The 23,981-nt window shown below is 69.9% G+C and carries 26 protein-coding genes and 1 tRNA gene; 6 read left to right on the plus strand and 21 right to left on the minus strand.

The window, feature by feature from the left end; genetic code table 11:
- The first annotated feature begins 20 nt into the window (after window positions 1–20).
- The 5 genes from infB to pnp all read left to right on the plus strand — a co-directional run bounded on the left by infB (window position 21) and on the right by pnp (window position 6,658).
- Window positions 21–2,618: a translation initiation factor IF-2 gene (gene infB, locus EDC34_RS06955; protein ID WP_114960197.1), complete on the plus strand. Its 2,598-nt coding sequence runs from the start codon at window positions 21–23 to the stop codon at window positions 2,616–2,618.
- A gap of 16 nt (window positions 2,619–2,634) precedes the next feature.
- A complete protein-coding gene (rbfA, locus tag EDC34_RS06960) occupies window positions 2,635–3,006 on the plus strand; it encodes a 30S ribosome-binding factor RbfA (RefSeq protein ID WP_114960196.1) in 372 nt (123 codons plus the stop codon).
- Entirely contained in the window at window positions 2,990–4,000 is a 1,011-nt protein-coding gene (gene truB, locus EDC34_RS06965) for a tRNA pseudouridine(55) synthase TruB (RefSeq protein WP_114960195.1), read from the plus strand. The genes rbfA and truB overlap by 17 nt, the downstream gene beginning before the upstream one ends.
- Before the next feature lie 133 nt (window positions 4,001–4,133).
- Window positions 4,134–4,394 (plus strand): 30S ribosomal protein S15, encoded by a 261-nt coding sequence (gene rpsO, locus EDC34_RS06970; protein ID WP_114960194.1) that lies wholly within the window; start codon window positions 4,134–4,136, stop codon window positions 4,392–4,394.
- A 158-nt stretch (window positions 4,395–4,552) separates the two neighbouring features.
- Window positions 4,553–6,658 (plus strand): polyribonucleotide nucleotidyltransferase, encoded by a 2,106-nt coding sequence (gene pnp, locus EDC34_RS06975; protein ID WP_114960193.1) that lies wholly within the window; start codon window positions 4,553–4,555, stop codon window positions 6,656–6,658.
- Between the two features lie 99 nt (window positions 6,659–6,757).
- Here the strand turns inward: pnp and EDC34_RS06980 are convergent, their stop codons facing one another.
- Genes EDC34_RS06980 through EDC34_RS07015 form a run of 8 tightly spaced genes read right to left on the minus strand, consistent with a single transcriptional unit; the run spans window position 6,758 to window position 13,203 of the window.
- Entirely contained in the window at window positions 6,758–7,303 is a 546-nt protein-coding gene (locus EDC34_RS06980; RefSeq protein WP_114960192.1) for a 3-hydroxyanthranilate 3,4-dioxygenase, read from the minus strand.
- 5 nt (window positions 7,304–7,308) lie between these two features.
- Complete coding sequence (locus EDC34_RS06985; protein WP_114960191.1) at window positions 7,309–7,734, minus strand: RidA family protein; 426 nt, start codon at window positions 7,732–7,734, stop codon at window positions 7,309–7,311.
- A complete protein-coding gene (can, locus tag EDC34_RS06990; RefSeq protein WP_114960190.1) occupies window positions 7,731–8,396 on the minus strand; it encodes a carbonate dehydratase in 666 nt (221 codons plus the stop codon). Before can ends, EDC34_RS06985 begins: the two co-directional genes overlap by 4 nt.
- A 13-nt stretch (window positions 8,397–8,409) precedes the next feature.
- Complete coding sequence (locus EDC34_RS06995) at window positions 8,410–9,846, minus strand: aldehyde dehydrogenase (RefSeq protein WP_114960189.1); 1,437 nt, start codon at window positions 9,844–9,846, stop codon at window positions 8,410–8,412.
- A gap of 9 nt (window positions 9,847–9,855) precedes the next feature.
- A complete protein-coding gene (gene nei, locus EDC34_RS07000; RefSeq protein WP_114960188.1) occupies window positions 9,856–10,677 on the minus strand; it encodes an endonuclease VIII in 822 nt (273 codons plus the stop codon).
- 4 nt (window positions 10,678–10,681) lie between these two features.
- Window positions 10,682–11,467, minus strand: a complete 786-nt coding sequence (locus tag EDC34_RS07005; RefSeq protein WP_114960187.1) for an SDR family oxidoreductase — start codon at window positions 11,465–11,467, stop codon at window positions 10,682–10,684.
- Between the two features lie 46 nt (window positions 11,468–11,513).
- Entirely contained in the window at window positions 11,514–12,077 is a 564-nt protein-coding gene (locus EDC34_RS07010; protein ID WP_114960186.1) for a phosphatase PAP2 family protein, read from the minus strand.
- Window positions 12,055–13,203: a glycosyltransferase family 4 protein gene (locus EDC34_RS07015; protein ID WP_132982861.1), complete on the minus strand. Its 1,149-nt coding sequence runs from the start codon at window positions 13,201–13,203 to the stop codon at window positions 12,055–12,057. The genes EDC34_RS07010 and EDC34_RS07015 overlap by 23 nt, the downstream gene beginning before the upstream one ends.
- A 133-nt stretch (window positions 13,204–13,336) precedes the next feature.
- Here EDC34_RS07015 and EDC34_RS07020 point away from each other — a divergent pair, with 133 nt between their 5' ends.
- Window positions 13,337–13,651, plus strand: a complete 315-nt coding sequence (locus tag EDC34_RS07020; protein WP_132982862.1) for a hypothetical protein — start codon at window positions 13,337–13,339, stop codon at window positions 13,649–13,651.
- A 205-nt stretch (window positions 13,652–13,856) separates the two neighbouring features.
- Here EDC34_RS07020 and EDC34_RS12235 read toward each other — a convergent pair whose 3' ends face one another.
- From EDC34_RS12235 to ccmA, 13 genes are all read right to left on the minus strand, one after another.
- The gene (locus EDC34_RS12235; protein ID WP_140197694.1) at window positions 13,857–14,141 is read right to left on the minus strand and encodes a hypothetical protein; all 285 of its coding nucleotides are present in this window, start codon (window positions 14,139–14,141) and stop codon (window positions 13,857–13,859) included.
- 49 nt (window positions 14,142–14,190) lie between these two features.
- Window positions 14,191–15,195 carry a hypothetical protein gene (locus EDC34_RS07030; protein WP_114960897.1) on the minus strand — a complete coding sequence of 335 codons (1,005 nt, stop codon included), beginning with the start codon at window positions 15,193–15,195 and terminating at the stop codon, window positions 14,191–14,193.
- Between the two features lie 359 nt (window positions 15,196–15,554).
- Window positions 15,555–15,641 (minus strand) — tRNA-Leu (locus EDC34_RS07035).
- Window positions 15,642–15,671: 30 nt separating this feature from the next.
- Entirely contained in the window at window positions 15,672–16,826 is a 1,155-nt protein-coding gene (gene metX, locus EDC34_RS07040) for a homoserine O-acetyltransferase MetX (protein ID WP_114960898.1), read from the minus strand.
- Between the two features lie 146 nt (window positions 16,827–16,972).
- A complete protein-coding gene (locus EDC34_RS07045; protein WP_114960899.1) occupies window positions 16,973–17,968 on the minus strand; it encodes a tetratricopeptide repeat protein in 996 nt (331 codons plus the stop codon).
- Window positions 17,968–18,411, minus strand: a complete 444-nt coding sequence (locus EDC34_RS07050; RefSeq protein WP_425477502.1) for a cytochrome c-type biogenesis protein — start codon at window positions 18,409–18,411, stop codon at window positions 17,968–17,970. The genes EDC34_RS07045 and EDC34_RS07050 overlap by 1 nt, the downstream gene beginning before the upstream one ends.
- A gap of 185 nt (window positions 18,412–18,596) precedes the next feature.
- A complete protein-coding gene (locus EDC34_RS07055; protein WP_114960901.1) occupies window positions 18,597–19,142 on the minus strand; it encodes a DsbE family thiol:disulfide interchange protein in 546 nt (181 codons plus the stop codon).
- Window positions 19,139–21,070 (minus strand): heme lyase CcmF/NrfE family subunit, encoded by a 1,932-nt coding sequence (locus EDC34_RS07060; protein WP_114960902.1) that lies wholly within the window; start codon window positions 21,068–21,070, stop codon window positions 19,139–19,141. Before EDC34_RS07060 ends, EDC34_RS07055 begins: the two co-directional genes overlap by 4 nt.
- Window positions 21,070–21,558, minus strand: coding sequence for a cytochrome c maturation protein CcmE (gene ccmE, locus EDC34_RS07065; RefSeq protein ID WP_114960903.1), 489 nt, complete (start codon window positions 21,556–21,558; stop codon window positions 21,070–21,072). The genes EDC34_RS07060 and ccmE overlap by 1 nt, the downstream gene beginning before the upstream one ends.
- Window positions 21,555–21,719: a heme exporter protein CcmD gene (gene ccmD / locus EDC34_RS12530; RefSeq protein WP_114960904.1), complete on the minus strand. Its 165-nt coding sequence runs from the start codon at window positions 21,717–21,719 to the stop codon at window positions 21,555–21,557. The genes ccmE and ccmD overlap by 4 nt, the downstream gene beginning before the upstream one ends.
- A complete protein-coding gene (locus tag EDC34_RS07075) occupies window positions 21,716–22,471 on the minus strand; it encodes a heme ABC transporter permease (RefSeq protein WP_114960961.1) in 756 nt (251 codons plus the stop codon). The genes ccmD and EDC34_RS07075 overlap by 4 nt, the downstream gene beginning before the upstream one ends.
- A 167-nt stretch (window positions 22,472–22,638) precedes the next feature.
- Window positions 22,639–23,310 carry a heme exporter protein CcmB gene (ccmB, locus tag EDC34_RS07080; protein WP_114960905.1) on the minus strand — a complete coding sequence of 224 codons (672 nt, stop codon included), beginning with the start codon at window positions 23,308–23,310 and terminating at the stop codon, window positions 22,639–22,641.
- Window positions 23,307–23,966: a heme ABC exporter ATP-binding protein CcmA gene (gene ccmA / locus EDC34_RS07085; protein ID WP_114960906.1), complete on the minus strand. Its 660-nt coding sequence runs from the start codon at window positions 23,964–23,966 to the stop codon at window positions 23,307–23,309. Before ccmA ends, ccmB begins: the two co-directional genes overlap by 4 nt.
- Between the last annotated feature and the right edge of the window lie 15 nt (window positions 23,967–23,981).

The following is a 23,981-nucleotide window of genomic DNA, read 5'->3' on the forward strand; positions in this document are numbered from 1 at the left end:
CCAATGACACCGGAAACCGAATGTCGCAGCAAACCACCATCCGCAAGCTGGCCGAACTGGTGAATACCCCGGTCGAGAAACTGCTGGAACAGCTGGCCGAGGCCGGCATGAAGTTCAGCGGCCCCGACCAGGTCATCACCAGCGCCGAGAAACTCAAGCTGCACGGCTTCCTGCGCCGTGCGCACGGCAAGGCCGACAAGCCTGTCGACGAGGTCATCGCGCCGGGCAAGATCACCCTCAGCCGCAGCCGCAAGCAGGAGATCACCGTCGGCGGAAGCGGCAAGGCCGGACGTGGCGCCAGCACCGTCGAAGTGGTGACCCGCAAGAAGATCACGCTCAAGCCCGCGCAGGAACGCGCGCCAACGGCGCAGGAAACGCTGGACGCCGAGCGCCTGGACGCGCTGCGCAAGCTGGAGGAGTCGCGCGCGCGCAACCTTGCCGAGCAGCAGGCGCTGGCCGAGAAGGACCGCCGGCGCGCCGAGGAGCTGGCCGAGATCCGCCGCCGCGAGCAGGAGGAGGCCGAACGTGCCGCCGCCGAGGCCGCGGCCGCCGCCGAGGCGGCGCTGGAGGACGGCGGCAAGGCGAAGGCGCACGGCCATGGCCATCCGAAGCCGGCCGCGCCCGCGCGTGAAGCCGACAAGGGTGCCGCGCACAAACCCAAGCCGCACCGTGGCTCGCACGCGATGCAGGCGGGGGTCGAGGACGACGAGACCACCGCGCGCTTCGCCGGCCAGTTGCACCTGTCCGCGTCCGATCGCGCCCGCCGCAGCAGCGCCCCGCGCGGGCGCGCGAAGCCGGCCAAGCGCGGGCTCGACCAGTCGCGTACCGGCAGCGGCTTCAACAAGCCCACCGCCCCGGTGGTGCGCGAAGTGGCGATCGGAGATGCCATCACCGTCGCAGACCTCGCGCAGAAGCTCGCGATGAAGGGCGGCGACGTGGTCAAGGCGCTGTTCAAGATGGGCGTGATGGCCACCATCACCCAGACCATCGACCATGACACCGCCGTGCTGGTCACCGAGGAACTCGGCCACAAGGCGGTGGCCGCGAACGCCAATGACGCGGAATCCGAGCTGCTGGCGCACGTCGAAGAGGTACAGGGCGAGAAGGTCCCGCGACCGCCGGTGGTCACCATCATGGGCCACGTCGACCACGGCAAGACCTCGCTGCTGGACTACATCCGCCGCACCAAGGTCGCCAGCGGCGAGGCCGGCGGCATCACCCAGCACATCGGTGCCTACCACGTCACCACCCCGAAGGGCGTGATCAGCTTCCTCGACACTCCCGGCCATGCGGCGTTCACCCAGATGCGCCAGCGCGGCGCCAGGCTCACCGACATCGTGGTGCTGGTGGTCGCGGCCGACGACGGCGTGATGCCGCAGACGGTGGAGGCGATCCAGCACGCGCGCGCGGCCAAGGTCCCGCTGATCGTGGCGATCAACAAGATCGACAAGTCCGACGCCGATCCGTCGCGGGTCAAGAACGACCTGCTGGCGCACGACGTGGTCGCCGAGGAGTTCGGCGGCGACGTGCAGATGGTGGAGCTGTCGGCCAAGACCGGCCTCGGCGTGGACGACCTGCTCGACGCGATCTCGCTGCAGGCCGAAGTGCTCGACCTGCGGGCGGTGTCGGAAGGCCGTGCCACCGGCGTGGTGATCGAGTCCGCGCTGGACAAGGGCCGTGGCCCGATCGCCACCGTGCTGGTGCAGCAGGGCCGCCTGGCCAAGGGCGACTACCTGGTGTGCGGCATCCAGTACGGCCGCGTGCGCGCGCTGTTCGACGAGAACGGCCGCCAGGTGCAGGACGCCGGCCCGTCGATCCCGGTGCAGATCCTCGGCCTGTCCGGCGTGCCGGAGGCGGGCGACGACTTCGTGGTGGTGGCCGACGAGCGCCTGGCCAAGGACGTGGCCCAGCAGCGCGATACCAAGCGCCGCGAGCTGCGGCTGGTGGCCTCCGCGGGCAACCGCATGGAGGACATCATGGCGCAGATGGGCGAGGGCAGCACCCAGCAGACCCTCAACCTGGTGGTGAAGGCCGACGTGCACGGCACCATGCAGGCGCTGCGCGAGGCGCTGACCGGGCTGTCCAACGACCAGATCCGGATCAACGTGATCGGCTCCGGCGTGGGCGGCATCACCGAGTCCGACGCCCAGCTGGCGGTGACCTCCAAGGCCACCGTGATCGGCTTCAACGTGCGCGCCGACGCCTCCGCGCGCAAGGTGATCGAGGGCAATGGCGTCGACCTGCGCTACTTCTCGATCATCTACGACGTGATCGACCAGGTGAAGCAGGTCGCGTCGAACGTGCTCGGCAAGGAAGTGCGCGAGGAGATCATCGGCATCGCCGAGGTCCGCGACGTGTTCCGCAGCTCCAAGTTCGGCGCGGTCGCCGGCTGCATGGTGGTCGAGGGCGTGGTCAAGAAGTCCAAGCCGATCCGCGTGCTGCGCGACAACACGGTCATCTTCGAGGGCGAGCTGGAATCGCTGCGCCGCTTCAAGGAGAACGTGGACGAGGTGCGCGTGAACACCGAATGCGGCATCGGCGTGAAGGCGTACAACGACGTCAAGCCGGGCGACCAGATCGAGTGCTTCGAGCGCATCGAGGTGCAGCGCACGCTGTAAGGCGTGCGTCCCCGCCATGGCGCAGAAATCCTTCCACCGTACCGACCGCGTCTCCGCCCAGCTCCGCCGCGAGCTGGGCACGCTGGTGCATGCCTTCGTGCGCGAGCACGGCCTGGCGTCGGCCAGCGTGTCCGACGTCGAGGTGACCCGCGACATGGCGCATGCCAAGGTGTTCGTCACCGTGCTCCAGCCCGAACGCGCGGCGGAGACGCTGAAGGCGCTGAAGGCGCTGGCGCCGGAGATCCGCTACCAGCTGGCGCACGCGGTGCGGATGCGGCACGTGCCCGAGCTGCATTTCCATTACGACGAATCGGTCGATCGCGGCGAGCGCATCGACAACCTGTTGCGCGACCTGCCCGACGTCAACGGCAGTGGCGACGCCGACTGACCCGCGCGAGCGCCGTCCGCGCACCGTGTTCCGCCGCCTGGACGGCATCCTGCTGCTGGACAAGCCGCAGGGGCTGTCGTCCAACCAGGCCCTGCAGCGCGTGCGCCACCTGTTCCGCGCCGAGAAGGGCGGGCACACCGGCAGCCTCGACCCGCTGGCCACCGGCTTGCTGCCGGTCTGCTTCGGGGAGGCCACCAAGATCGCCGGCGGCCTGCTGGGCGCGCGCAAGGCCTACGAGACCGTGGCCCGCCTCGGCATCACCACCGACACCGACGACGCCGAGGGCCAGGCCCTGCGCGAGCGCCCGGTGCCGGTGCTCACGATCGATGCCATCGATGCCGCCCTGCGCCGGCTGACCGGCCGCATCCGCCAGCGCCCGCCGATCTATTCCGCGCTCAAGCGTGGCGGCGAGCCGCTGTATGCCAAGGCGCGCCGCGGGGAGACGATCGCGGTGGAGGAGCGCGAGGTCGAGGTGCATGCCTTCGACCTGCTCAGCGCCGCCGATTTGCTGGACGGCGGCGAGCCGCTGCTGCGCCTGAACGTGGAGTGCGGCTCCGGCACCTACGTGCGTAGCCTGGTCCGCGACCTCGGCGAACTGCTCGGCTGCGGCGCGCACGTGGCCGAGCTGCGCCGGCTATGGGTGGACCCGTTCCGCGATCCGCGCATGTGGACGCTGGACGGCCTGGAGCAGCTGCGCGAGCACGCCGGCGAGCGCGTGCTGGATGCCTGCCTGCTGCCGATCGAGGCCGGCATGGCCTCCTGGCCCGAGGTGCGGGTGAACGCGGTGCAGGCACAGCGGCTGGGCCGCGGGCAGGGCCTGCGCGGGCCGTATCCGCCGCGTGGCCGGCAGGTGGCGATTCTGGACGAGCAGGGGCGCGGCCTGGGTCTGGGCGAGGTGGATGCCGAGGGCGGCCTGCGCCCGGTCCGGCTGTTTCGCTGGGCGGCCGTCGCCGGCGCGGCCGAGGCCCGCGCGGACGCCCCGCGTTGCCCGTGACCCCCGCCGCGGGCTATACTCTCGCTGCTCTCAAGGGCACACCAACATCCTTTCCGCATCATCACGGCGAGCCGTGCGGTGCGGGCGAGCGTTTTCCGCCCGTTCCTGCCGGCCACGCGACTACGAGGCAACCATGTCCATCGATACCCAGAAAGTCATCAACGAACACAAGCGCGGCGACAACGACACCGGCTCGCCGGAAGTCCAGGTCGCCCTGCTCACGGCGCGCATCGAGCAGCTGACCGAGCACTTCAAGACCCACAAGCAGGACCACCACAGCCGTCGTGGCCTGCTGATGATGGTCAACCGCCGCCGCAGCCTGCTCGACTACCTGCACCGCAAGGATGCAGAGCGCTACAAGGCGCTGATCGGCAAGCTCGGTCTGCGTCGCTGACCGACCCCCCACCGCGGCGCAGGAATGCGCCGCGGTTCGTTTGTGCGGTACCCGTTCCACCCGCCGCGGCCTCGCCGCATTCCCGCATCGCCCGGGGCGATGCAGCGCAGCAAGCGGGGCTTGCCTGCGTCGACGTTCAAGACATCAAGGATTCCCAAGTGGCAAAGATCAGCAAAACCTTCCAGTACGGCAAGCACCAGGTGACCCTGGAGACCGGCGAAATCGCACGCCAGGCCGGCGGCGCCGTGCTGGTGAAGGTCGACGGCACCGAGGTGCTGGTGACCGCGGTGGCGGCCAAGTCGGCGCGCGAAGGCCAGGACTTCTTCCCGCTGACCGTGGACTACCAGGAAAAGTTCTATGCCGGTGGCCGCATCCCCGGCGGCTTCTTCAAGCGCGAAGGCCGTCCGACCGAGAAGGAAACGCTGATCAGCCGCCTGATCGACCGCCCGATCCGCCCGCTGTTCCCCGAGGACTACAGGAACGAAGTCCAGATCATCGCCCAGCTGGTGTCGCTGAACCCCGAGGTCGAGGGCGACATCCCCGCGCTGATCGGCGCCTCCGCCGCGCTGTCGCTGTGCGGCAGCCCGTTCCAGGGCCCGATCGGTGCCGCCAAGATCGGCTACATCAACGGCCAGTACGTGCTGAACCCGTCGGTGTCCGAGCTCAAGGCCAGCGACCTGGAACTGGTCGTGGCCGGCACCTCCAGCGCCGTGCTGATGGTGGAATCGGAAGCCAAGGAGCTGTCCGAGGACGTGATGCTGGGCGCGGTGATGTTCGGCCACCGCGAGATGCAGAAGGCGATCAACGCCATCAACGAGCTGGTGACCGAGGCCGGCACCCCGCCGTCCACCTGGCAGGCGCCGGAGAAGAACGCCGCCATGATCGCCGCGCTGAAGGAGGCCGTCGGCGACCAGCTGGCGCAGGCCTTCCAGGTGCGCGACAAGCTGCAGCGCCGCGACGCCATCGCCGCGATCAAGAAGGACGTGATGCAGGCGCTGGCCGGCCGCGCCGAGGCCGAGGGCTGGAGCAGCGCCGAGATGTCCAAGGAATTCGGCGAGCTGGAATACCAGACCATGCGCGGTGCGGTGCTGGACACCAGGATCCGCATCGACGGCCGCAAGCTGGATGAGGTGCGTCCGATCAGCTGCAAGGTCGGCGTGCTGCCGCGCGTGCACGGCTCGGCGCTGTTCACCCGCGGCGAGACCCAGGCGCTGGTGGTCACCACCCTCGGCACCGCCCGCGACGGCCAGATCATGGACGACGTGGCCGGCGAGTGGAAGGAACACTTCCTGTTCCACTACAACTTCCCGCCGTTCTGCGTGGGTGAAGCGGGCCGCTTCGGCGCGCCCAAGCGCCGCGAGATCGGCCACGGCCGCCTGGCCAAGCGCGGCGTGCTGGCGATGATGCCGGGCATGGAGGCGTTCCCGTACACCATCCGCGTGGTGTCCGAGATCACCGAGTCGAATGGCTCCTCGTCGATGGCCTCGGTCTGCGGCTCCTCGCTGGCGCTGATGGACGCGGGCGTGCCGATCAAGCGCCCGGTCGCCGGCATCGCGATGGGCCTGGTCAAGGAAGGGGACAAGTACGTCGTGCTGTCCGACATCCTGGGCGACGAGGACCACCTCGGCGACATGGACTTCAAGGTGGCCGGCAGCGAGCACGGCGTCACCGCCCTGCAGATGGACATCAAGATCCAGGGCATCACCGAGGAGATCATGAAGGTCGCGCTGGCGCAGGCCAAGCAGGGCCGCCTGCACATCCTCGGCGAGATGGCCAAGGCGATCACCGCGCCGCGCCCGGAGCTGTCGGACTACGCGCCGCGTCTGATCACCATCAAGATCCATCCGGACAAGATCCGCGAAGTGATTGGCAAGGGCGGCTCGGTGATCCAGGCGATCACCAAGGAGACCGGCACCCAGATCGACATCCAGGACGACGGCACCATCACCATCGCCTCGGTCAACGCTGCCGCCGGGATCGCGGCCAAGGCGCGGATCGAACAGATCACCTCGGACGTCGAGCCGGGCCGGATCTACGAGGGCAAGGTCGCCAAGATCATGGACTTCGGCGCGTTCGTGACCATCGCCCCGGGCAAGGACGGCCTGGTGCACGTCTCGCAGATCTCCGCCGAGCGCGTGGAGAAGGTCTCCGACAGGCTGAAGGAAGGCGACCTGGTCAAGGTCAAGGTGCTGGAAGTGGACAAGCAGGGCCGCATCCGCCTGTCGATCAAGGCCGTCACCGAAGGCGAGGGCAGCGGCGAGTAATCGCCGCGTCCCGGCCGGACACGAAAAAGCGGGCCTTGCGCCCGCTTTTTCGTTGCACGCCGTTTCCGGCTGCCTGGCCGTGCAGGCAGGGAACGGGGCTTATTCCGCCGGCTGCTCGTAGCGGCCCGGCCGCGGGTTGAGGGTGCCGCACTGCGCGCAGGTGCGCAGGTGGTCGTCGCGGTAGAAGCGCTCGAACACGCGCAGGAAATCCTGCTCGATGTCCACCAGGTGGAAGAACTCCTGGTAGAGCTTGTGGTTGCAGTTCACGCAGAACCACTGCAGCCCGTCGTTTTCATGTGGCAGGCGCTTGCGTTCGATCACCAGCCCGACAGAGTCCGGCATCCGCTGCGGCGAATGCGGCACCCGCGGCGGCAGGTAGAACACCTCGCCGGCGCGGATCGGGATGTCGCGCACGCGGCCGCGTTCGCCGTCGAAGTCCTCCTGCACGCGCAGCACCATCTCGCCTTCCAGCTGGAAGAACCACTCCGGGCCTTCCTCGAAGTGGTAGTCGGTGCGCGCGTTCGGGCCGCCGACCACCATCACGATGAAATCCTCCTGCACGATGCACTTGTTGCCCACGGGCGGCTTGAGCAGGTGGCGGTGTTCCTCGATCCAGGCGTGCAGGTTGAAGGCGGCGGGCAGCATGGCGTTCAGTCCTCGAGGCGGGCGATGCACTTGAGTTCGATGGCGATCGGCGTGGGCAGCGCGGTGATGCCCAGCGTGGTACGGCAGGGCGCCAGCGCGGGGTCGGGGAAATACTCGGCCCACACGGCGTTGTAGGCCGTGAAATCGCGCGCCATGTCGGTGAGATAGACCGTCACGTCCACCAGGTCTTCCCAGCGTGCGCCGCTGGCCTCCAGCACCGCACGCACGTTGGCAAGCACCGCGTGCGTCTGCGCTTTTATGTCATAGGCGATGAGGCGCCCCTCGGCATCGTAGCGGTTGCCGGGAATGGCATCGGTGGCCGGATCGCGCGGGCCGATGCCGGAGAGGAACAGCAGGTTGCCCACCCGGCGCGCGTGCGGGTAGTGGCCCACCGCCTTCGGCGCCGCGCCGGCGTGGATGCCGGTGTTCACGCGCGGCCCCGGCGGCGCTGGCCGACCCCGGCGATCGCCGCGGCCTGCACCTGCTCCAGGGCTTCCGCGGAATCCACGTCCATGCCCAACTCGCGCACGCGGCCGTCGGCCAGGCTGTACACCCAGCCGTGCACGGCCAGCGGCTGGCCGCGCGCCCAGGCATCGGCGATCACCGTGGTCTGGCACACGTTCACCGCCTGCTCGATCGCGTTCAGCTCGCACAGCGCGTCGTGGCGTTCCTCCATGGGCAGGCTCTCCAGCAGCGCGGCGTGTTTTTGCGCGACATCTGCCACGTGGCGGATCCAGTTGTCGGCCAGCCCCAGCCGGGTGCCGTGCAGCGCGGCGCCCACGCCGCCGCAGCCGTAATGGCCCACCACCAGGATGTGCTTGACCTTCAGCACATCCACCGAGAACTGCAGCACCGACAGGCAGTTGAGATCGGTATGCACGACCACGTTGGCGATGTTGCGATGGACGAACACCTCGCCCGGCAGCAGGTCCACCACCTGGTTGGCCGGCACCCGCGAGTCGGAGCAGCCGATCCACAGGTATTCGGGGGTCTGCTGGCGCGACAGGCGGTCGAAGAAGGTGGGGTCCTCGCGCGTCACGCGCGCGGCCCATTCGCGGTTGTTGCCCAGCAGGGTGTCGAGTTGGTTCTTCATCGGGATAGGCGGCTCAGGGAAGGAAAGTCAGGGCGATGCCCACGTTGCGCGGCTCGGTGAAGAACCGCATGGCCTCCAGCCCGCCCTCTCGGCCGAGGCCGGAGGCGCCGGTACCGCCGAAGGGCGTGCGCAGGTCGCGCAGCAGCCAGGTATTGATCCACACGATGCCGACCCGCAGCTGCGCGCCGAAGCGGTGTGCGCGGGCCAGGTCGCGCGTCCACACGCTGGCGGACAGGCCGTAGTCGGAGGCGTTGGCCAGCATCAGCGCGTCGTCGTCGGACTCGAAGGCTTGCAGCGTGACCACCGGGCCGAAGATCTCCTCGCGGTTGGTGGCGCAGTCCGGCCCCAGGCCTTCGATCACCGTGGGTGCGATGAACCAGCCCGCGCGCGCGATCGCCTCGCCGCCACACAGCACGCGGCCGCCCTCGGCGCGTGCGCGTGCGATCGCCGCCATCACCTTGTCGAAGTGGGCCTGCGACACCATCGGCCCCAGCTGCACGCCGTCCTCCAGCGGGCCGCCGATGCGCAGCGCGCGGGCGCGCGCGACGAAGGCATCGCGGAATTCGGGGTAGATCGCACGCTCGATGAGAATCCGCGAGCCGCACAGGCAGATCTGCCCGCTGTTCTGGAACGCGCTGCGCACCAGCGTATCGAGATGGGCGCGCCAGTCGCTGTCGGCGAACACCAGCGTGGCGTTCTTGCCGCCCAGCTCCAGCGACACCTTCTTCAGCTGCGGCCCGGCGATGCCGGCGATGCGGCGGCCCACCGCGGTGCTGCCGGTGAACGAGATCGCCTTGACCTGCGGGTGCGCCACCAGCGGCTCGCCGACCTCGGAGCCGAGACCGTGCACGATGTTGAGCACGCCCGGCGGCAGGCCGATCTCCAGCGCCAGCTCGCCCAGCAGCGTGGCGGTGGCGGGGGTGATCTCCGATGGCTTGGCGACCACCGTGTTGCCGGCGGCCAGCGCCGGCGCGATCTTCCAGGTGAACAGGTACAGCGGCAGGTTCCACGGGCTGATGCAGCCCACCACGCCCAGCGGCAGGCGCAGGGTGTAGTTGAGGCCGGCCTCGCCGTGATGGGATTCGCTGGCGAACTGGGTGGCCGCATGCGCGAAGAAGCGCAGGTTGGAGATCGCGCGCGGGATCTCGACCTCGCGCGCCAGCGCCAGCGGCTTGCCGGCGTCGATCGCCTCGGCGCGGGCGAAGGCGTCCAGGCGTGCTTCCAGCGCGTCCGCCAGCCGTTCCAGATGGCGCGCGCGTTCGCTGTTGCGCAGGGCGGCCCAGCCGGGCGCGGCGGCCGAGGCGGCTTCGACCGCAGCCTCGACGCTGGTAGCGTCGCCGGCGGCCACGTCCGCATACGGGTGCGCATGGGCGGGATCGAACACCGGCATCCAGCGCGTGCTGGTCGCTTCGCCGCAGGCGGCGCCGATCACGTGTCCGAAGCGTGGCATCCGCCAAGCTTACCAGCGGCGCGGCTGGCAGCGTGGGCACAGGAACAGCGGCCGCGATTGGCTGGCGATGCGTTCGAGCGGCGTGCCACAGCGCTCGCAGGGCGCGCCTTCGCGCTGGAACACGCGGAAACGGAACGCCTCGCCCTCGCGCGCGAGGTAGTCGGCGCGCATGCGGCGGGTGGGTTCGATGCCGCGGGTGGCATAGCTGCGGCGCGGGATCGCCAGCAGCGCCTCGGCCAGGCGCGCGGTCTGCGTCGCATCCAGGTCGCGCGGGCACAGGCTGGGATGCAGGCCCGCGTCGAACAGCACCTCCGCGCGCAGATAGTTGCCCATGCCGGCGAGGAAACCCTGGTCCAGCAGCAGCGCGCCCAACGCACGGCCGCGGAACGCGGGCGACTGCAGGCGCGCGGCCACGGTGGCGGCATCCAGCCTCGGGTCCAGCACGTCCGGGCCGAGCCGCTGCAGGAACGGGTGCGCTTCGATCTCGTCGCTGCACCAGAGTTCGACGTCGGAGGCGGAGTAGAGCAGGATCGATGCACGCGCGGTGTCGAGTGCGACACGCAGGCTACGCGCAGTGGCGGGGCGCTCGCCCGGGCCGACCACGTGCCACACCCCGTAGAGCTGGTTATGCGTGTACAGCGTCCAGCCGTTGTCGAACGCGGTCAGCAGCGCCTTGCCGCGTGGTGTGATCGACAGGATGCGGCTGCCCGGCAACGTGCGTTCGAAGCGCTTGAGCGCCGGGAATGCGAACTGCGCGCGCAGCAGCGGCTGCCCGACCACGGCGGCGGCCAGGCGGTCGGCGGCGCGGCGGATCTCGGGGCCTTCGGGCATGCGCTCAGATCGACTGCATGCGGCCGCCATCCACCGCGATCGACTGGCCGTTGATGTAGGCGGCGGCGGGGCTGCACAGGAAGGCGATCAGGCTGGCCGGCTCGTGTGCCTCGGCGAAGCGCCCGGCGGGAACGCTGGCCAGCATCGCCTGCGCCACGTCCTCCTTGGATTTGCCGGTGGCGGCGCTGCGCTCGGCCAGGATTTGCTCCAGCCGGCGGGTGCGGGTGTAGCCCGGCAGCACGTTGTTCACGGTGATGCCGTCGCCGCCGAGCTCGCGCGAGAGCGTCTTCGCCCAGCTCGCCACCGCGCCGCGGATGGTGTTGGAGACGCCGAGGTTGGGGATCGGCTCGTACACCGAGGTCGAGATCACGTTGACGATGCGTCCCCAGCGCGCCGCGTGCATGCCCGGCAGCAGCGCCTGCACCAGCGTCTGCGCGGCGATCAAATGCGTCTGGAATGCCTGTAGATAGGCTGTTGCCGGTGCGGTGTGCGCGGGGCCGCCCGGCGGGCCGCCGCTGTTGTTGACGAGGATGTGCACCGGCGCGCGGGTCGCCAGCGCGCGCGCTGCATCCGCGAGGGCCTCGGCATCGGCCAGGTCGACGGCCAGCAGGCCATGCGCCTGGTCGCGTGTGTGCGGCAGGCTGGCGACGACTGCGCGCAGCGCGTCCTCGCGCCGCGCCAGCACGGTGACGTGGGCGCCGAGGGTGGCCAGTTCCAGCGCGGCGGCGCGGCCGATGCCTTCCGATGCGCCGCAGACCAGCGCGTGTTTCCCAGTCAGATCCAGATCCATGCGGACGTCCTGCAAGTGGAGCGCCCGATTGTAAGCCGCGCCGCGTTCAGGCCATGCCGCCGACCATGCCGCCCAGGCCTGCGGCCAGCCACAGCGAGGCACCGGCGAGGGTGCCGCCGATGGCGGTCGCCGCCAGCACGTCGCTGGGGTAGTGCAGGCCAAGCACCACCCGCGAGGCCGCCACGCTCACCGTGAACGGCACCAGCAGCCACGCCAGCGCCGGATAGTGCGCCACCGCGACCACGCTGAAGGCGACCGCGTGCAGGGTATGCCCGGACGGAAAGCTGAACTCGTCCAGCGGCGCCACCCACGCGCGGATGCGGCCATCGCGCGCGAACGGCCGCGGGCGCCGGGTCCAGCGCTTCAGGCGCGTGTACAGCAGCAGCGCCGCCAGCCCGGTCAGCGCCAGGTGCAGGCTGGCGCGCAGCCCGTCCAGCCCGTCGATCGCCACCAGCAGCGCCATCAGCGCGTACCAGAACACCCCATCGCCCAGGCGGCTGACCGCGGCGAAGTAGTGCAGCGGCCAGCGCCGCGCGCACAGCGCATTGGCATGCAGGCACCAGCGGTGCTCGGCCGCCAGCAGGCGCTCAGGAGAGGACGGACGCGGCATGGGCAGGGCTCCCGATGGCGAGGGATCGCAACAGCTGGTCGAAATCCTCGGCCACCCGCGCCGGGCGCAGCGCGGCGACCGCTTCGCGGCAGGCGGTGCGCATCGCCTCGCGCAGGGCGTCGTTCGCGCCCAGGCGCAGGGTGGCGGCGATGAAGCCGGCCTCGTCGTCGCAGGCCACCGCCGCGCCGTGCACGCCATCGCGCACCAGCTCGCGGGTGGCGCCGTAGTCGAAGGCCACCAGCGGCACGCCGCTGGCCAGTGATTCCAGCACGACGTTGCCGAAGGTCTCGCTGTGGCTGGGGAACAGGAACAGGTCGCCGCTGGCGAAGTGGCGGGCCAGCGCCTCGCCGCGCTGCACGCCGCAGAAGATGAAGTCGGGGTGCTCGCGCTGCAGGGCCTCGCGCGCCGGGCCATCGCCGACCCACACGAAGCGCGCGTCCGGCCGGATGCGCTGCAGTTCGCGGAAGGCGCGCACCGCCAGCGGCAGGTTCTTCTCCGGTGCGATCCGGCCCACGTACAGCACCGCCAGCGCGTGCGCATCCAGCCCCCAGGACGCACGCAGCGCGGCATCGCGCTGGTCGGGATGGAAGGCGCGGGTATCCACCGCGCGCGGCAGCAGCACGACGTTGCGGAAGCCGTGGCCCGTAAGGAAGGCCTGCAGTTCGCGGGTGGGCACCAGCGTGGCCTGCGCGCCGTTGTGGAAACGCCGCATCCAGCGCAGCGCGGTGCCCTGCAGCCAGGGCGCGCCGTAGCTGCGCATGTAATCGTCGAAGCGGGTGTGGAAGCCGGTGGCCGCCGGGATCCCCAGCTGGCGCGCCGCGCGCAGCGCCGACCAGCCCAGCGGGCCTTCGGTCGCCACGTAGATCGCATCCGGCCGCGCCTGCTGCCAGCGCTGGCGCAGCGCGCGCGTGGCGGGCAGGCCGAAGCGCAGCCCCGGATAGCGCGGCAACGCTGCCCCGCGCACCAGCAGGGTTGCATCTGTCGTCGCGGCATCCGTCGGTTGGCGCGGGCGTACCAGCTCCACCGCATGCCCGCGCTCGCGCAAGCCCAGTTCCAGCCCCTGCACGGTCAGCGCCACGCCGTTGACTTCCGGCGGGTAGGTCTCGGTGATGATGCCGTAGCGCATGCGCGCCCCGTCGCCCCTGGCTTGCGTTCTGGCAAGCCTGGCGGTCGCCGGTGACCCGGCCATTGCGCCGGGATGACGCCCCGGTGACGGGCGTGCCCGGGCGTGGGCTGGGCGGCGAATCCGCGCGACGAAGGTGCCGGTGCTGGCCGACGCGATCAAGGCCATGTGCGCGCGCTGGAAGATCGGCCCGCACGGTGTGGCTGACGACGCCATATTCGCCAAGACCGGTAGCGGTGCCGGCTGCATCGCGGATGAGTTCGCGCGTGAGGGCGTCTACTTCGACCCTGCGCAGAAGGGTGGCCGGGTAAGTGGATGGCAGCGTATGCGCCGCCTGCTGTCCGACGCCGGCAAGCCCGACCGCCCCGGCTTGTACTTGAACCGGGCATGTCGCTACTGGTGGCATACGGCGCCCTATGCGGGGCGCGACCTTAAGCGACCGGGGACGTAGACAGCAGCGGGGCAGATCACGCGCTCGATGCCATGCGGTAAGGCACGCAGCGCATCGCGTGGGCAACGGAGTTCAACGTGACTTGGCCGTCGTAGGACTGCGCGGGCTGCGCTTCTCGGCCATGGGGAGCGCAGTTCGCACGGTGCCACTTGTGATGGGGCGGCGGGGGTGGCCACGTTCTAAGGGCGCGTGGCCAGCCCAATTTTTACGCGGCGCGCGCGTTCGCTACTTGGAGAAGGATGAAGACAATTGGCATTAGCGAAATGAGGATCATCAGTAGCGACGAAGCAATGAGGTAAATGACGATACTAGCTACCGTGGTACTGACTGCACTGGTCAACATCACCATGGAAAAGACAAACGCCGCAATCAGCACCAGCATAGTCAAGCTAATCAGCCAGAGTTGAACTACAAGGTTTCCGTCGCGTCTATAAGACTCGAAAGGCGTGGTGTGCGAAACCGCGACAAAGATCGCGAGGAATGCAGCCAAGAAGCCTAGCATTGAGAAGCTATAGGAGGCGGCGGTTCCGGCGAACTGATCAGGCTTTTCGACCAGTTTTCTTAGTAGCTCGCTTCCCACCAGCCCCAGCTTTGGTAGCCACAGGTTGCGCAGCCACAGTAGCGGTAGCGGAAGGATATTTCCGATCAATGCCAAGATCAGGAAGACCTTTATCTTTCTTGAGGTTGGCATCGGATTTGAACTCATTGACTTTGGCCTGCAACTTCGTATTCGCGGCGGTCTTGCTAGGAATTAATGACTTGAGATCGCCTTCCTTTTTAAAAGGCAGGAACTCGCGGATCGCGCCCTCGCCAACAATGTACACGTCCCGCACTTGATCCGCAGCTTCAACTTTGGCGCGGGCTTCAAGCGAAATAAGTTCGTTATCGGCCATGTTTTTCGATATGGCTGCTAGATCGTCTTTGAGGCTCTTCTTTCCTTTGCGAACGGGGCGAATGACAATCTTGATACTGCCAATGTCGTGCAGAGTTTCTGGTGGTCTGTTTGTAAGCTGTTTGAGAAGGTTCTGGGTAAGCGTGCTAGCAGTATTCATTTCGACAGTTACTGCGCCCACATGCGTGAGTTTCTGAACTTCGTCTTTCGGCAGGTTCTCGGTGAGCAGCGTCGGAAGGAACACGTAGTCAAGCCCGCCGTATCCACGAACAACCTGCGTCATCATTTCGCAGAACGGTGTAATGCGTGGCGAAAGGACGCGGGATGCTATTCCCAAGTAGCCGTTCTCCATTGACAGGTAGGAAGCAAACCCGACTGTTTCGCTTTTCTGTAACTTGTCCTTGATGTCCTTTACGTCGAGCGTCTTGCCTTCAATCGCCTTGATAATTTCGTTCGCACGGGTCTGGACAAACAAGTAAATCCCGGTGCTGAAAGGCAGTAGGTAAAGATGATCGCCGTGATAGGTGATCGACGATTTGAACGACTGGCTCGTGCTGGCCACGAACTTCTTCGTGAGGTCGCGCAAGTCAACGAGATACTTCTTTCCGCTTGGTACGTGCTGCAGGCAGTACCCGTAGTAACAAATCCGCATGACTCCCCCTGTGCTTTAGGTCTGCAACCAGGAGGCTCCCCGTCCGTGGCTGCTCAGAGTCAGCCTAGGCCGTCTCATGCGGGGCGACAAGAGGCAAGTCCCGGCGCCGGTGCATCGCGGACGTTCGACCGGACATCCCTGCAGAGGGTGTAGTGGCCTAGGCGCCGGGGCGCTGCCAGCGTGCCCCCTGCATCCTGTGGCTGCCAGCAGCGGCAGCCGGCGCGTGCGGTAGGAAAGCGCCCCAGCCGAGCGTAAGGCGGCGCCATACCAGCCTCGCCGCGATTCGGCCATCATTCGGCCACAGCGCAAGGGTCACAAAGGATAAGGGCCTAGCCTTTCGGCTAAGCCCTTGTTTTTACTGGTGCCGGAAGTGGGACTCGAACCCACACGCTTTTAAGGGCGGCGGATTTTGAGTCCGCTGCGTCTACCGATTCCGCCATTCCGGCGCGGACGGCGAGTATAGCCGAGCGTGGCGGTCAGGCCACCTTGCCGGGGTCGCGGGCGGAGCAGGGCAGGGCGCCGAGGAAGCCGGCCATGGCGGGGGCGAAGCGCGCTTCGTCCACCAGGAAGGCGTCGTGGCCCTGCGGCGAGGGCATCGCCAGGAAGCGCGTCTCGCAGCCGGCCTGGCGCAGCCCGGCGGCGATCTCCTCCTGCTGCTGGATCGGGAACAGGATGTCGGTGCGCACCCCGATCACCAGCGCCTGCCGCACCCCGGTGAGCGCGGCCAGCCCGGCCGCGGTGTCGCCGCCGTGGGCTTCGCCGAGGTCGAACCAGTCCATCGAACGGCTCAGGTAGAGGTAGCTGTTGGGATCGAAGGCATGCACGAAGCGGCGCGCGTGCGCCTCGAGGTAGCGTTCGACCTCGAACTCCAGCCCGAACGGGTCCTCGTCGTCGCGGCGCTCGGCGTCCAGCCGCACGCGGCCGAAGCGGCCGTCCCATTCCAGCGCCGAGCGGTAGGTGATGACGCCCAGCTTGCGCGCCATGCGCATGCCGTTTTCCGGATAGGTGCCGGCGGCCTCGTAGTCGCCGTCGCGCCACTCCGGATCGCGCCGGATCGCCTCGCGCTGCAGCGAGCGGATGGCGATCGAGAACGGCAGCGCGCGCGCCGCACCGCAGATGTTGATATGGCTGCGGGCGATGCCGGGATGGCGCGCCAGCAGCGCCAGCGTGCTCATGCCGCCCATCGAGTTGCCGACCACGCAGGCCAGCTGCGCGATGCCCAGCCCGCGCACCAGCGCGGCCGCGGCATCGGCCCCGTCCTCGATCGACAGCGCCGGGAACCCGAGCCGGTAGGGTGCGCCGGTGGCCGGATCGATCGACGCCGGGCCGGTGCTGCCCTTGCAGCTGCCGAGCGCGTTCACGCAGATCACGAACCAGCGGCGGGTGTCGATCGGCTTGCCGGGCCCGACCATCCATTCCCACCAGCCGGGTGCCGGGTTGTCGGCGTGGCTGGCGGCGTGCGCGTCCGGCGACATCCCGGTGAGGATGAGGATGGCATTGCCACCCGCCGCGTCCAGCCGCCCCCAGGTCTCGTAGGCCAGGCGCGCGCCGTGCAGCGCGCCGCCGCGCTTCATCGGGAACGGCGACGGCAGCGCGAACCAGCGGGTGCCGGGGGGAATGAATTCGGCCATGGCGGGGGTGGCGGGAGAGCGGGAACCGATGCGCCATCATGCTCCCGCCGGGGTGAAGGCATCATGTCGGTTGGGAATACCGGCATGAACGATCCGCCGGCGGCGGCCTGCATCCGGATCCGGGACCCGCGCGTAGGCGCGGGCCTTCAGTGCGCCGGAATCACCAGCGTGATGGGCTTGTTGGCCGGTAGCGCCACCCGCACCGGTGCCGACTCGAGGTCGCCGTCCTGGCGCATGGCCTGGCCGCTGGCCGACAGCCGTGCCACCAGTTCCACCGCGCGCAGCTGCGACAGCTTGAGCGTGGGCATCGGGCTGTCGGCATCGCTCAGTTTGACTTCCAGCGGCAGCGCGCTGGCCGGGTGCTTCTGCACCGCCACCGGCATCGGCGGCCCGCCGACCTGGCGGGCGATCACGAACACGCTGGCCTGCGGCGACTGGCGCAGGCGCGCGGCCAGCGCCGGGTCCAGCCGGACCTGCGCCACCAGCAGCGGCGCCGGGGCGGCGGCCTCTGCCAGCGGCGGCAGCCCGGCCTGCTGGCGGGCGGCGTTGATCTCGGGGCGCAGGCGGGCGGCGGTGACGGCGTCCACCTGCGCCAGCAGCGGCTCCCAGGTGGCGGCGGCCTGCGCGTTTTCGCCACGTTGACGCTGCGCCACGCCGAGGAACCAGCGCGCGCGCTGGTGCGCGGGATTGGCCTTCAGCGCGGCGTCCAGCCAGGCGCGCGCGCGCGCATCGAAGCCGTGCTCCGGCGCCGCCAGGGCGCGCGCCTGCGCGGCTTCGGTGAGGATGTCAGGGTCGTTCGGTGCCAGCGCGGCGGCGCGCGCCAGCGCATCCGCGGCCTGCGCCGGCCGGTCCATGTGCAGGTAGGCCTGCCCGAGCAGCGCCCAGCCTTCCGGCTGTCGCGGATCGCGCGCCAGCGCCGCCTGCAGTTGGGTGACCGCATCCTCCAGCGTGGCCGGGGCCTGGCGCGCGGCGGCATCCAGCGCCTGCGGCGTGCCCAGCAGGCGGTACAGCAGCGCGGCGGAGGCCAGCACCACCAGGCCGATGCCCAGCGCCACCCCGCGCGCCTGCGGCCACAGCGGCCGCAGCAGGGTGGCCAGCACCAGCAGGCCTAGCACCAGCGAGAGGGCGATGAAGACGGCCATCACCACTCCTGCCCGTCGTCGGCGGTGGGTGCGGGGGCGGCGTCCTTGCGCCGGCGCACCCGCGCGACCACCACTGCGGCACCGGCCAGCAGCACCAGCACCGGTCCGGCCCACAGCAGCAGGGTGGCCGGCTCCAGCCGCGGGGTGTACAGCACGAATTCGCCGTAGCGCTGCACCAGGTAGTCCTTGATCGCCGCGTCGCTCTTGCCCTGGCGCATCAGGTCCAGCACCTCGCGCCGCAGCTGCAGGGCGATCAATGCGTTGGAATCGGCCAGCGACTGGTTCTGGCACATCACGCAGCGCAGCTGCACGGTGAGCGCGTGGAAGCGCGCTTCCTCGGCGGCATCGCGGAACTGCAGCGGCGCGGCGTCGGCCTGCTGGTTGGCCTGGGCGAAGGCGGGCAGCTCGATGGGCGTGAGCAGCAGGCAGACGAACAGCAGGATGCTTTTGACGTCATTCCCGCGCAGGCGGGAATCGCTCTTCGTGTTGGCATCCCGCGCTCCGGACAGGAGCGATTCCCGCCTGCGCGGGAATGACGGGCACAGGCGGCGCGCGAAGGCGGGCAGGCCGAAGTGCCACGGGTGGAGCCGCGTACCGGGGGATCGCATGGAGAAGCGGTGGCGCGTACTCATCGCCCGGCCTCGATCTTGGCCAGCAGCGGCAGCAGCTGCTGCGCGATGACCGCATCGTCCAGCGGGCCGACATGCTTCCAGCGCACGATGCCCTTGCCATCCACCAGGAAGGTTTCCGGCGCGCCGTACACGCCCCAGTCCAGCGCGGTGCGGCCATCCTGGTCGGCCAGCACCACCATGTACGGGTTGCCGAACTGCTCCAGCCAGCGCAGCGCGTCGCCGCGTTCGTCCTTCCAGTTGTAGCCGACCACGCGCACGCGCTTGCTCTCGGCGAACTTCGTCAGCACCGGGTGCTCGACCCGGCACTCCACGCACCAGCTGCCCCACACGTTGAGCAGGAAGGGCTGGCCGCGCAGGTCCGAGAGCTTCACGACATAGCCGGGATCGTGCAGCACTGGCAGCGCGAAATCGGGTGCCGGCTTGCCGATCAGGGGCGAGGGCAGGGCGTCGCGGTCGGGCTTGCGGCTCATCCACACCCCGGCGGCAAGCAGCGCCGCGAGCAGCGCGAAGACGGCCAGTGGCAGCCAGCGCGAGGCTTTCATGCGCGGTCCTCCATCGGGGAATCACTGCGGGCGTTGCGGAAGCGACGGTCGAACGCGGTGACCGCCGCTCCCAGCGCCATCAGCAGCGCGCCGGCCCAGATCCAGCGCACGAAGGGCTTGACGTACAGGCGCATCGCCCAGGCGTCATCGCCCAGCGGTTCGCCGATCGCCACGTAGGCATCGCCCAGCAGCCCGCCGGCGATCCCGGTTTCGGTCATCACCTGGCCGCCGGCGCGGTAGCGGCGCTTCTCCGGATGCAGGGTGGCGATGGCGCGGCCGTCCCGCAGCACCTGCACGGTGGCGTAGTCGGCGCTGTAGTTGGGCCCCTGCGCCGGGCGGATGCCGTCGAAGCGGAAGGCATAGCGGCCCAGCGTCACGCTGTCGCCGGCCTTCATCGCCAGTTCGCGCTGCTGGCCCAGCCCTTCCACCAGCAGGGCACCGACCAGGAACACCGCGATCCCGAAGTGGGCCAGGCTCATGCCCCACATCTCCCGGGTCAGGCGGCCGCTGGCGCGCAGCCGCGTCCACACGAAGCGCAGCGTGCCGGCCGCCACCCAGGCCGCGCCGAGCAGGCCGGCGGCGGTCTTCCAGCGGCCCTGCGGGGCCAGCACGAATGCGATCACGCCCAGCACCAGCGCCAGCGCCGCCCACGGCGCCAGCAGGCGCAGCGGGGTGGCCATGTCCTCGCGCTGCCAGCGGGTCAGCGGGCCCAGCGGCAGCAGCGCCACCAGCGGCGCCATCAGCAGCACGAACATCGCCGCGAAATACGGTGGCCCCACCGAGATCTTGCCCAGCTCCAATGCATCCGCCAGCAGCGGGTACAACGTGCCCAGCAGCACCATCGCGCAGGCGCTGGCCAGCAGCAGGTTGTTGATGAGCAGCAAGGTTTCGCGTGAGCCGGCGGCGAACGGCTTGCCCTCGTTATCGGGCGCGCGCAGTGCGTACAGCAGCAGCGAGCCGCCGACCACGAGGCCGAGGAAGACCAGCACGAACAGGCCGCGCCCGGGGTCGGCCGCGAACGCGTGCACGCTGGTCAGCACGCCGGAGCGCACCAGGAAGGTGCCCAGCAGCGACAGCGAGAACGCGGCGATCGCCAGCAGCAGCGTCCAGCCGCCGAAGCTGCCGCGCTTCTCGGTCACCGCCTGCGAATGCAGGAGTGCCGCCCCGGCCAGCCACGGCATGAAGCTGGCGTTCTCCACCGGGTCCCAGAACCACCAGCCGCCCCAGCCCAGCTCGTAGTAGGCCCACCAGCTGCCGATGGCGATGCCCACGGTCAAAAACGCCCAGGCGGCGTTGGTCCACGGCCGCGTCCAGCGCAGCCACTGCGCGTCGATGCGGCCTTCCAGCAGCGCCGCGATGGCGAACGCGAACGGCACCGCGAAGCCGACGTAGCCGGCATACAGCATCGGCGGGTGGATGATCAGCCCCGGGTCCTGCAACAGCGGGTTGAGGTCGCGGCCTTCCGCCGGCATCGGCAGCAGCCGCGCGAACGGGTTGCTGGTGAAGATCAGGAAGGCCAGGAAGCCGGTCGCTACGATCCCCAGCACGCCCAGCACGCGCGCCACCACCGGCATCGGCAGCGCCGTGGAGAAGCGTGCCAACGCGGCTGTCCACAGCGCCAGCACCAGCGCCCACAGCAGCAGCGAACCCTCGTGCGCGCCCCACACCGCGGTGTAGCGGTACACCAGCGGCAGCAGCGAATTGGAGTTCTCGGCCACGTAGCGCACCGAGAAGTCGCCGGTGACGAACGCATGCGTGAGCAGCACGAACGCCAGCCCCACCAGCAGCAGCTGCATGTAGGCGGCCGGCCGCGCCACCGCCATCAGCGCCGGCTGCGCGCGCCACGCGCCCAGCAGCGGCAGCAGCGCCTGCAGCGCGGCCACCAGTAGCGCCAGCACCAGCGCCACCTGCCCCAATTCGGGCAGCATCAGGGCGTGCTCCCGGCGGGCGTGGCCGGCGCGTCCTGCACCTGGTGCTTGCGGTGCGCCGCGCCCATCTTGTCGGCCACTTCCTTGGGCATGTAGGTCTCGTCGTGCTTGGCCAGTACCTGCTCGGCCACGAACACGTCGCCACGCATGCGGCCGGTGGCGATCACCGACTGCTTCTCGCGGAACAGGTCGGGCAGGATGCCGGTATAGACCACCGGCAGGCGGGCATCGCCGTCGTCCACCGCGAAGTGCGCTTCCATCGAACCGGGCGCGCGCTGGAACGAGCCGGCCGCCACCATCCCGCCGAGCCGGAAGGTGGCGCGGCCGTCGCGCACCTCGCGCCCGGCGCTGCCGTCCAGCACTTCGTGCGGGGTGTAGAGGTAGGCGACGTTGCGCTGCAGGGCCAGCGCGATCAGGGTGGTGGCGAGGCCGGCGGCGGCGACCAGTGCCAGCACCAGCCACAGGCGGCGTTTGCGGGTGGGGTTCATCGTTGCAGCTCGGTAGGGGCGGGGCGCGCGTCTTGGCGTGCCAGCCGCCGGCGCACGGCGCGCAGCGCGGCGCGCACCTGCAGGGCCGGGGCCAGCGCGTCCCACAGCAGGAACACGGCGAACACCGCGTAGGCGGCGATGACGTACTCGCGGTAGCTCATCCGGCCCGTCCCGTGGTGGCGAGCCTGGCCACCCAGTCCTTGCCGGCCTCGCGGCGCAGGTTATCGGCGCGCGCCCGCGCCAGCAGCGAACCCAGGAACCACAATTTGGTGCCGACGAGCATCCACACCAGCGGCGGCAGCATGCTCGCATCCATGCTGGAGGGGCCGAACAGGCGGATGGTCTGGCCCTGGTGCAGCGAGTTCCACCACACCACCGACCAGCGGATGACCGGCAGCAGGGCGACGCCGACGATGGCCAGCAGCCCGGCGGCGCGCGCGGCGTTGCGGCGGTCGTCGATCGCGGCGTACAGGCCGATCACGCCCAGGTACAGGAACAGCAGGATCAGCTCAGTGGTCAGGCGCGGGTCCCAGTCCCACCAGGTGCCCCACATCGGCTTGCCCCAGATCGCGCCGGTGAGCAGGGTCACTGCAGTGAAGCCGGCGCCGGCCGGTGCGCAGGCCATCGCCAGGATCTCGCACAGCTTGATCCGCCAGATGAGCGCGATCGCGGAATAGAGGGCCATCAGCGCGAACACCGCCATGCTCATCCAGGCCGCCGGCACGTGGATGTAGAGGATGCGGAAGCTGTCGCCCTGCTGGTAGTCGGCCGGCACCTGGTACAGCGCGCCGTAGGCGCCGACCAGGATGGCCAGCAGCCCCAGCCCGTAGCCCCACGGCGCCCAGCGCGCGGCGAAGCGGTCGAAGTAGGGGGGCGAGCCGAGGAGGTGGAACCAGCGGATCAGCGGGTGCATCGTGGCCTGTGCGGAAGCGGCGCGCATCGGGCCGCGGACGATCCGGGCAAGGATACCAGTCCGCGGCAAGACGGGCCGGAGAGGGAGTGGGGTCTGGCCGGCATGCGCATATTGTCCGCCCAGCGCCTGCGGGCCTGCCTTGATCCAGCGCAAGCCCGGCCGCGAGTTCAGGAATGCGCGATGCGCAGCGCGGCGGCCGCGGTCGCGGGCGCCAGCGCCAGCGCCAGCACCAGCCCGGCGCCCAGCAGCAGCAGCGCGCCCACCGCATCCAGCCCCTGCGCCTGCGCCGCCACCGCGCCGGCCCCGAATACCAGCACCGGCACGTACAGCGGCAGCGCCAGCAGCGCCAGCAGGATGCCGGCGCGGCGCATGCCCACGGTCAGCGCCGCGACCACCGCGCCCAGCAGGCTGAGGATGGGCGTGCCCAGCAGCAGCGAGGCCAGCAGCACCGGCAGCTGCGCGTGCGGCAGGTGCAGCAGCTCGCCCAGCAGCGGCACCGCCACGATCACCGGCAGCGCGGTGGTGGCCCAGTGCATCAGGGTGCGTACCAGCACCAGCCACCACAGCGGCACCGGCGCCAGCATCCACTGTTCCAGCGAGCCGTCCTCGGCATCGCCGCGGAACAGGGTGTCCAGCGCCAGCAGCCCGGCCAGCAGCACCGCCAGCCACAGTACCGCCGCGGCCACCGGCGCCAGCGCGCGCGCCTCGCCGCCGAGGCCGAGCGCGAACAGCACCACCGTCAGCAGCGCGAACAGCGCCGGCTGCAGGGCGTCGCCGCGGCGCGCCCACAAAAGGCGCAGGTCGCGCAGCATCAGCGCGCGCGCGGCCTGCCACATCATGCCGGCACTCCCGCCGGCAGCGGCTTGCCCAGCTCGAGCAGGCGCGTGCGCACCGGGGGCGCGGCATAGGCGCCGTGGGTGGTGATCAGCGCCGCGCCGCCTGCGCGCAGATGGGCTTCCACCATGCGGTTCACCAGCTGGATGCCTTCCAGATCGAGATTGGCATACGGCTCATCCAGCAGCCACAGCGGCGCCGGCGACAGCCACAGCCGCGCCAGGCCCAGGCGCTTCTTCTGCCCGGCCGACAGTGTGCGTAGCGGGGCGTCCTCGAAACCGGCCAGGCCGACGATCGCCAGCGCCTGCTCCAGTCCGAGACCGGGACGCTGCCCGTGCAGGCCGCACAGGGAGTCGAGGTTGTGCAGGGCCGACAGATCGGCCTTCAGGCCGGGCAGGTGGCCGAGGTAGGCCATGTGCCGCGCGCGCGCCCGCGGCTGCGCCGGGATGCCCGCGATCTCCACCGCGCCGGAGTCCGCGCGCAGCAGCCCGGCCAGCACCCGCAGCAGGGTGGTCTTGCCGACGCCATTGCCACCCTGCACCAGCAGCGCTTCGCCGGCGTCCACCGCGAAATCCAGTGGCCCGAACACCGGCAGCTCGTCGCGCGAGAACGCCAGCGCGCGCACGGCAAGCAGGGGGCTGGCGGGAAGGGCGGCGGGCATGGGCCGCCAATTCTA

It is taken from the genome of Thermomonas haemolytica (assembly GCF_004346265.1).
Taxonomy (GTDB): Bacteria; Pseudomonadota; Gammaproteobacteria; order Xanthomonadales; family Xanthomonadaceae; genus Thermomonas; species Thermomonas haemolytica.

Excerpts from the sequence above, each read along its gene's own strand:
- EDC34_RS07010 (WP_114960186.1), bottom strand. The coding sequence starts at position 12,077 with ATGCCGCGTCCGTCCTCTCCTGAGCGCCTGCTGGCGGCCGAGCACCGC.
- ccmA (WP_114960906.1), bottom strand. The coding sequence starts at position 23,966 with ATGCCCGCCGCCCTTCCCGCCAGCCCCCTGCTTGCCGTGCGCGCGCTG.
- EDC34_RS06995 (WP_114960189.1), bottom strand. The coding sequence starts at position 9,846 with ATGCCACGCTTCGGACACGTGATCGGCGCCGCCTGCGGCGAAGCGACC.
- rbfA (WP_114960196.1), top strand. The coding sequence starts at position 2,635 with ATGGCGCAGAAATCCTTCCACCGTACCGACCGCGTCTCCGCCCAGCTC.
- metX (WP_114960898.1), bottom strand. The coding sequence starts at position 16,826 with ATGGCCGAATTCATTCCCCCCGGCACCCGCTGGTTCGCGCTGCCGTCG.
- can (WP_114960190.1), bottom strand. The coding sequence starts at position 8,396 with ATGAAGAACCAACTCGACACCCTGCTGGGCAACAACCGCGAATGGGCC.
- ccmE (WP_114960903.1), bottom strand. The coding sequence starts at position 21,558 with ATGAACCCCACCCGCAAACGCCGCCTGTGGCTGGTGCTGGCACTGGTC.
- EDC34_RS07055 (WP_114960901.1), bottom strand. The coding sequence starts at position 19,142 with ATGAAAGCCTCGCGCTGGCTGCCACTGGCCGTCTTCGCGCTGCTCGCG.
- EDC34_RS07075 (WP_114960961.1), bottom strand. The coding sequence starts at position 22,471 with ATGCACCCGCTGATCCGCTGGTTCCACCTCCTCGGCTCGCCCCCCTAC.
- EDC34_RS06980 (WP_114960192.1), bottom strand. The coding sequence starts at position 7,303 with ATGCTGCCCGCCGCCTTCAACCTGCACGCCTGGATCGAGGAACACCGC.
- infB (WP_114960197.1), top strand. The coding sequence starts at position 21 with ATGTCGCAGCAAACCACCATCCGCAAGCTGGCCGAACTGGTGAATACC.
- EDC34_RS07030 (WP_114960897.1), bottom strand. The coding sequence starts at position 15,195 with ATGCGGATTTGTTACTACGGGTACTGCCTGCAGCACGTACCAAGCGGA.
- ccmB (WP_114960905.1), bottom strand. The coding sequence starts at position 23,310 with ATGATGTGGCAGGCCGCGCGCGCGCTGATGCTGCGCGACCTGCGCCTT.
- EDC34_RS07060 (WP_114960902.1), bottom strand. The coding sequence starts at position 21,070 with ATGCTGCCCGAATTGGGGCAGGTGGCGCTGGTGCTGGCGCTACTGGTG.
- EDC34_RS07005 (WP_114960187.1), bottom strand. The coding sequence starts at position 11,467 with ATGGATCTGGATCTGACTGGGAAACACGCGCTGGTCTGCGGCGCATCG.
- nei (WP_114960188.1), bottom strand. The coding sequence starts at position 10,677 with ATGCCCGAAGGCCCCGAGATCCGCCGCGCCGCCGACCGCCTGGCCGCC.
- EDC34_RS07015 (WP_132982861.1), bottom strand. The coding sequence starts at position 13,203 with ATGCGCTACGGCATCATCACCGAGACCTACCCGCCGGAAGTCAACGGC.
- rpsO (WP_114960194.1), top strand. The coding sequence starts at position 4,134 with ATGTCCATCGATACCCAGAAAGTCATCAACGAACACAAGCGCGGCGAC.
- EDC34_RS07045 (WP_114960899.1), bottom strand. The coding sequence starts at position 17,968 with ATGGCCGTCTTCATCGCCCTCTCGCTGGTGCTAGGCCTGCTGGTGCTG.
- ccmD (WP_114960904.1), bottom strand. The coding sequence starts at position 21,719 with ATGAGCTACCGCGAGTACGTCATCGCCGCCTACGCGGTGTTCGCCGTG.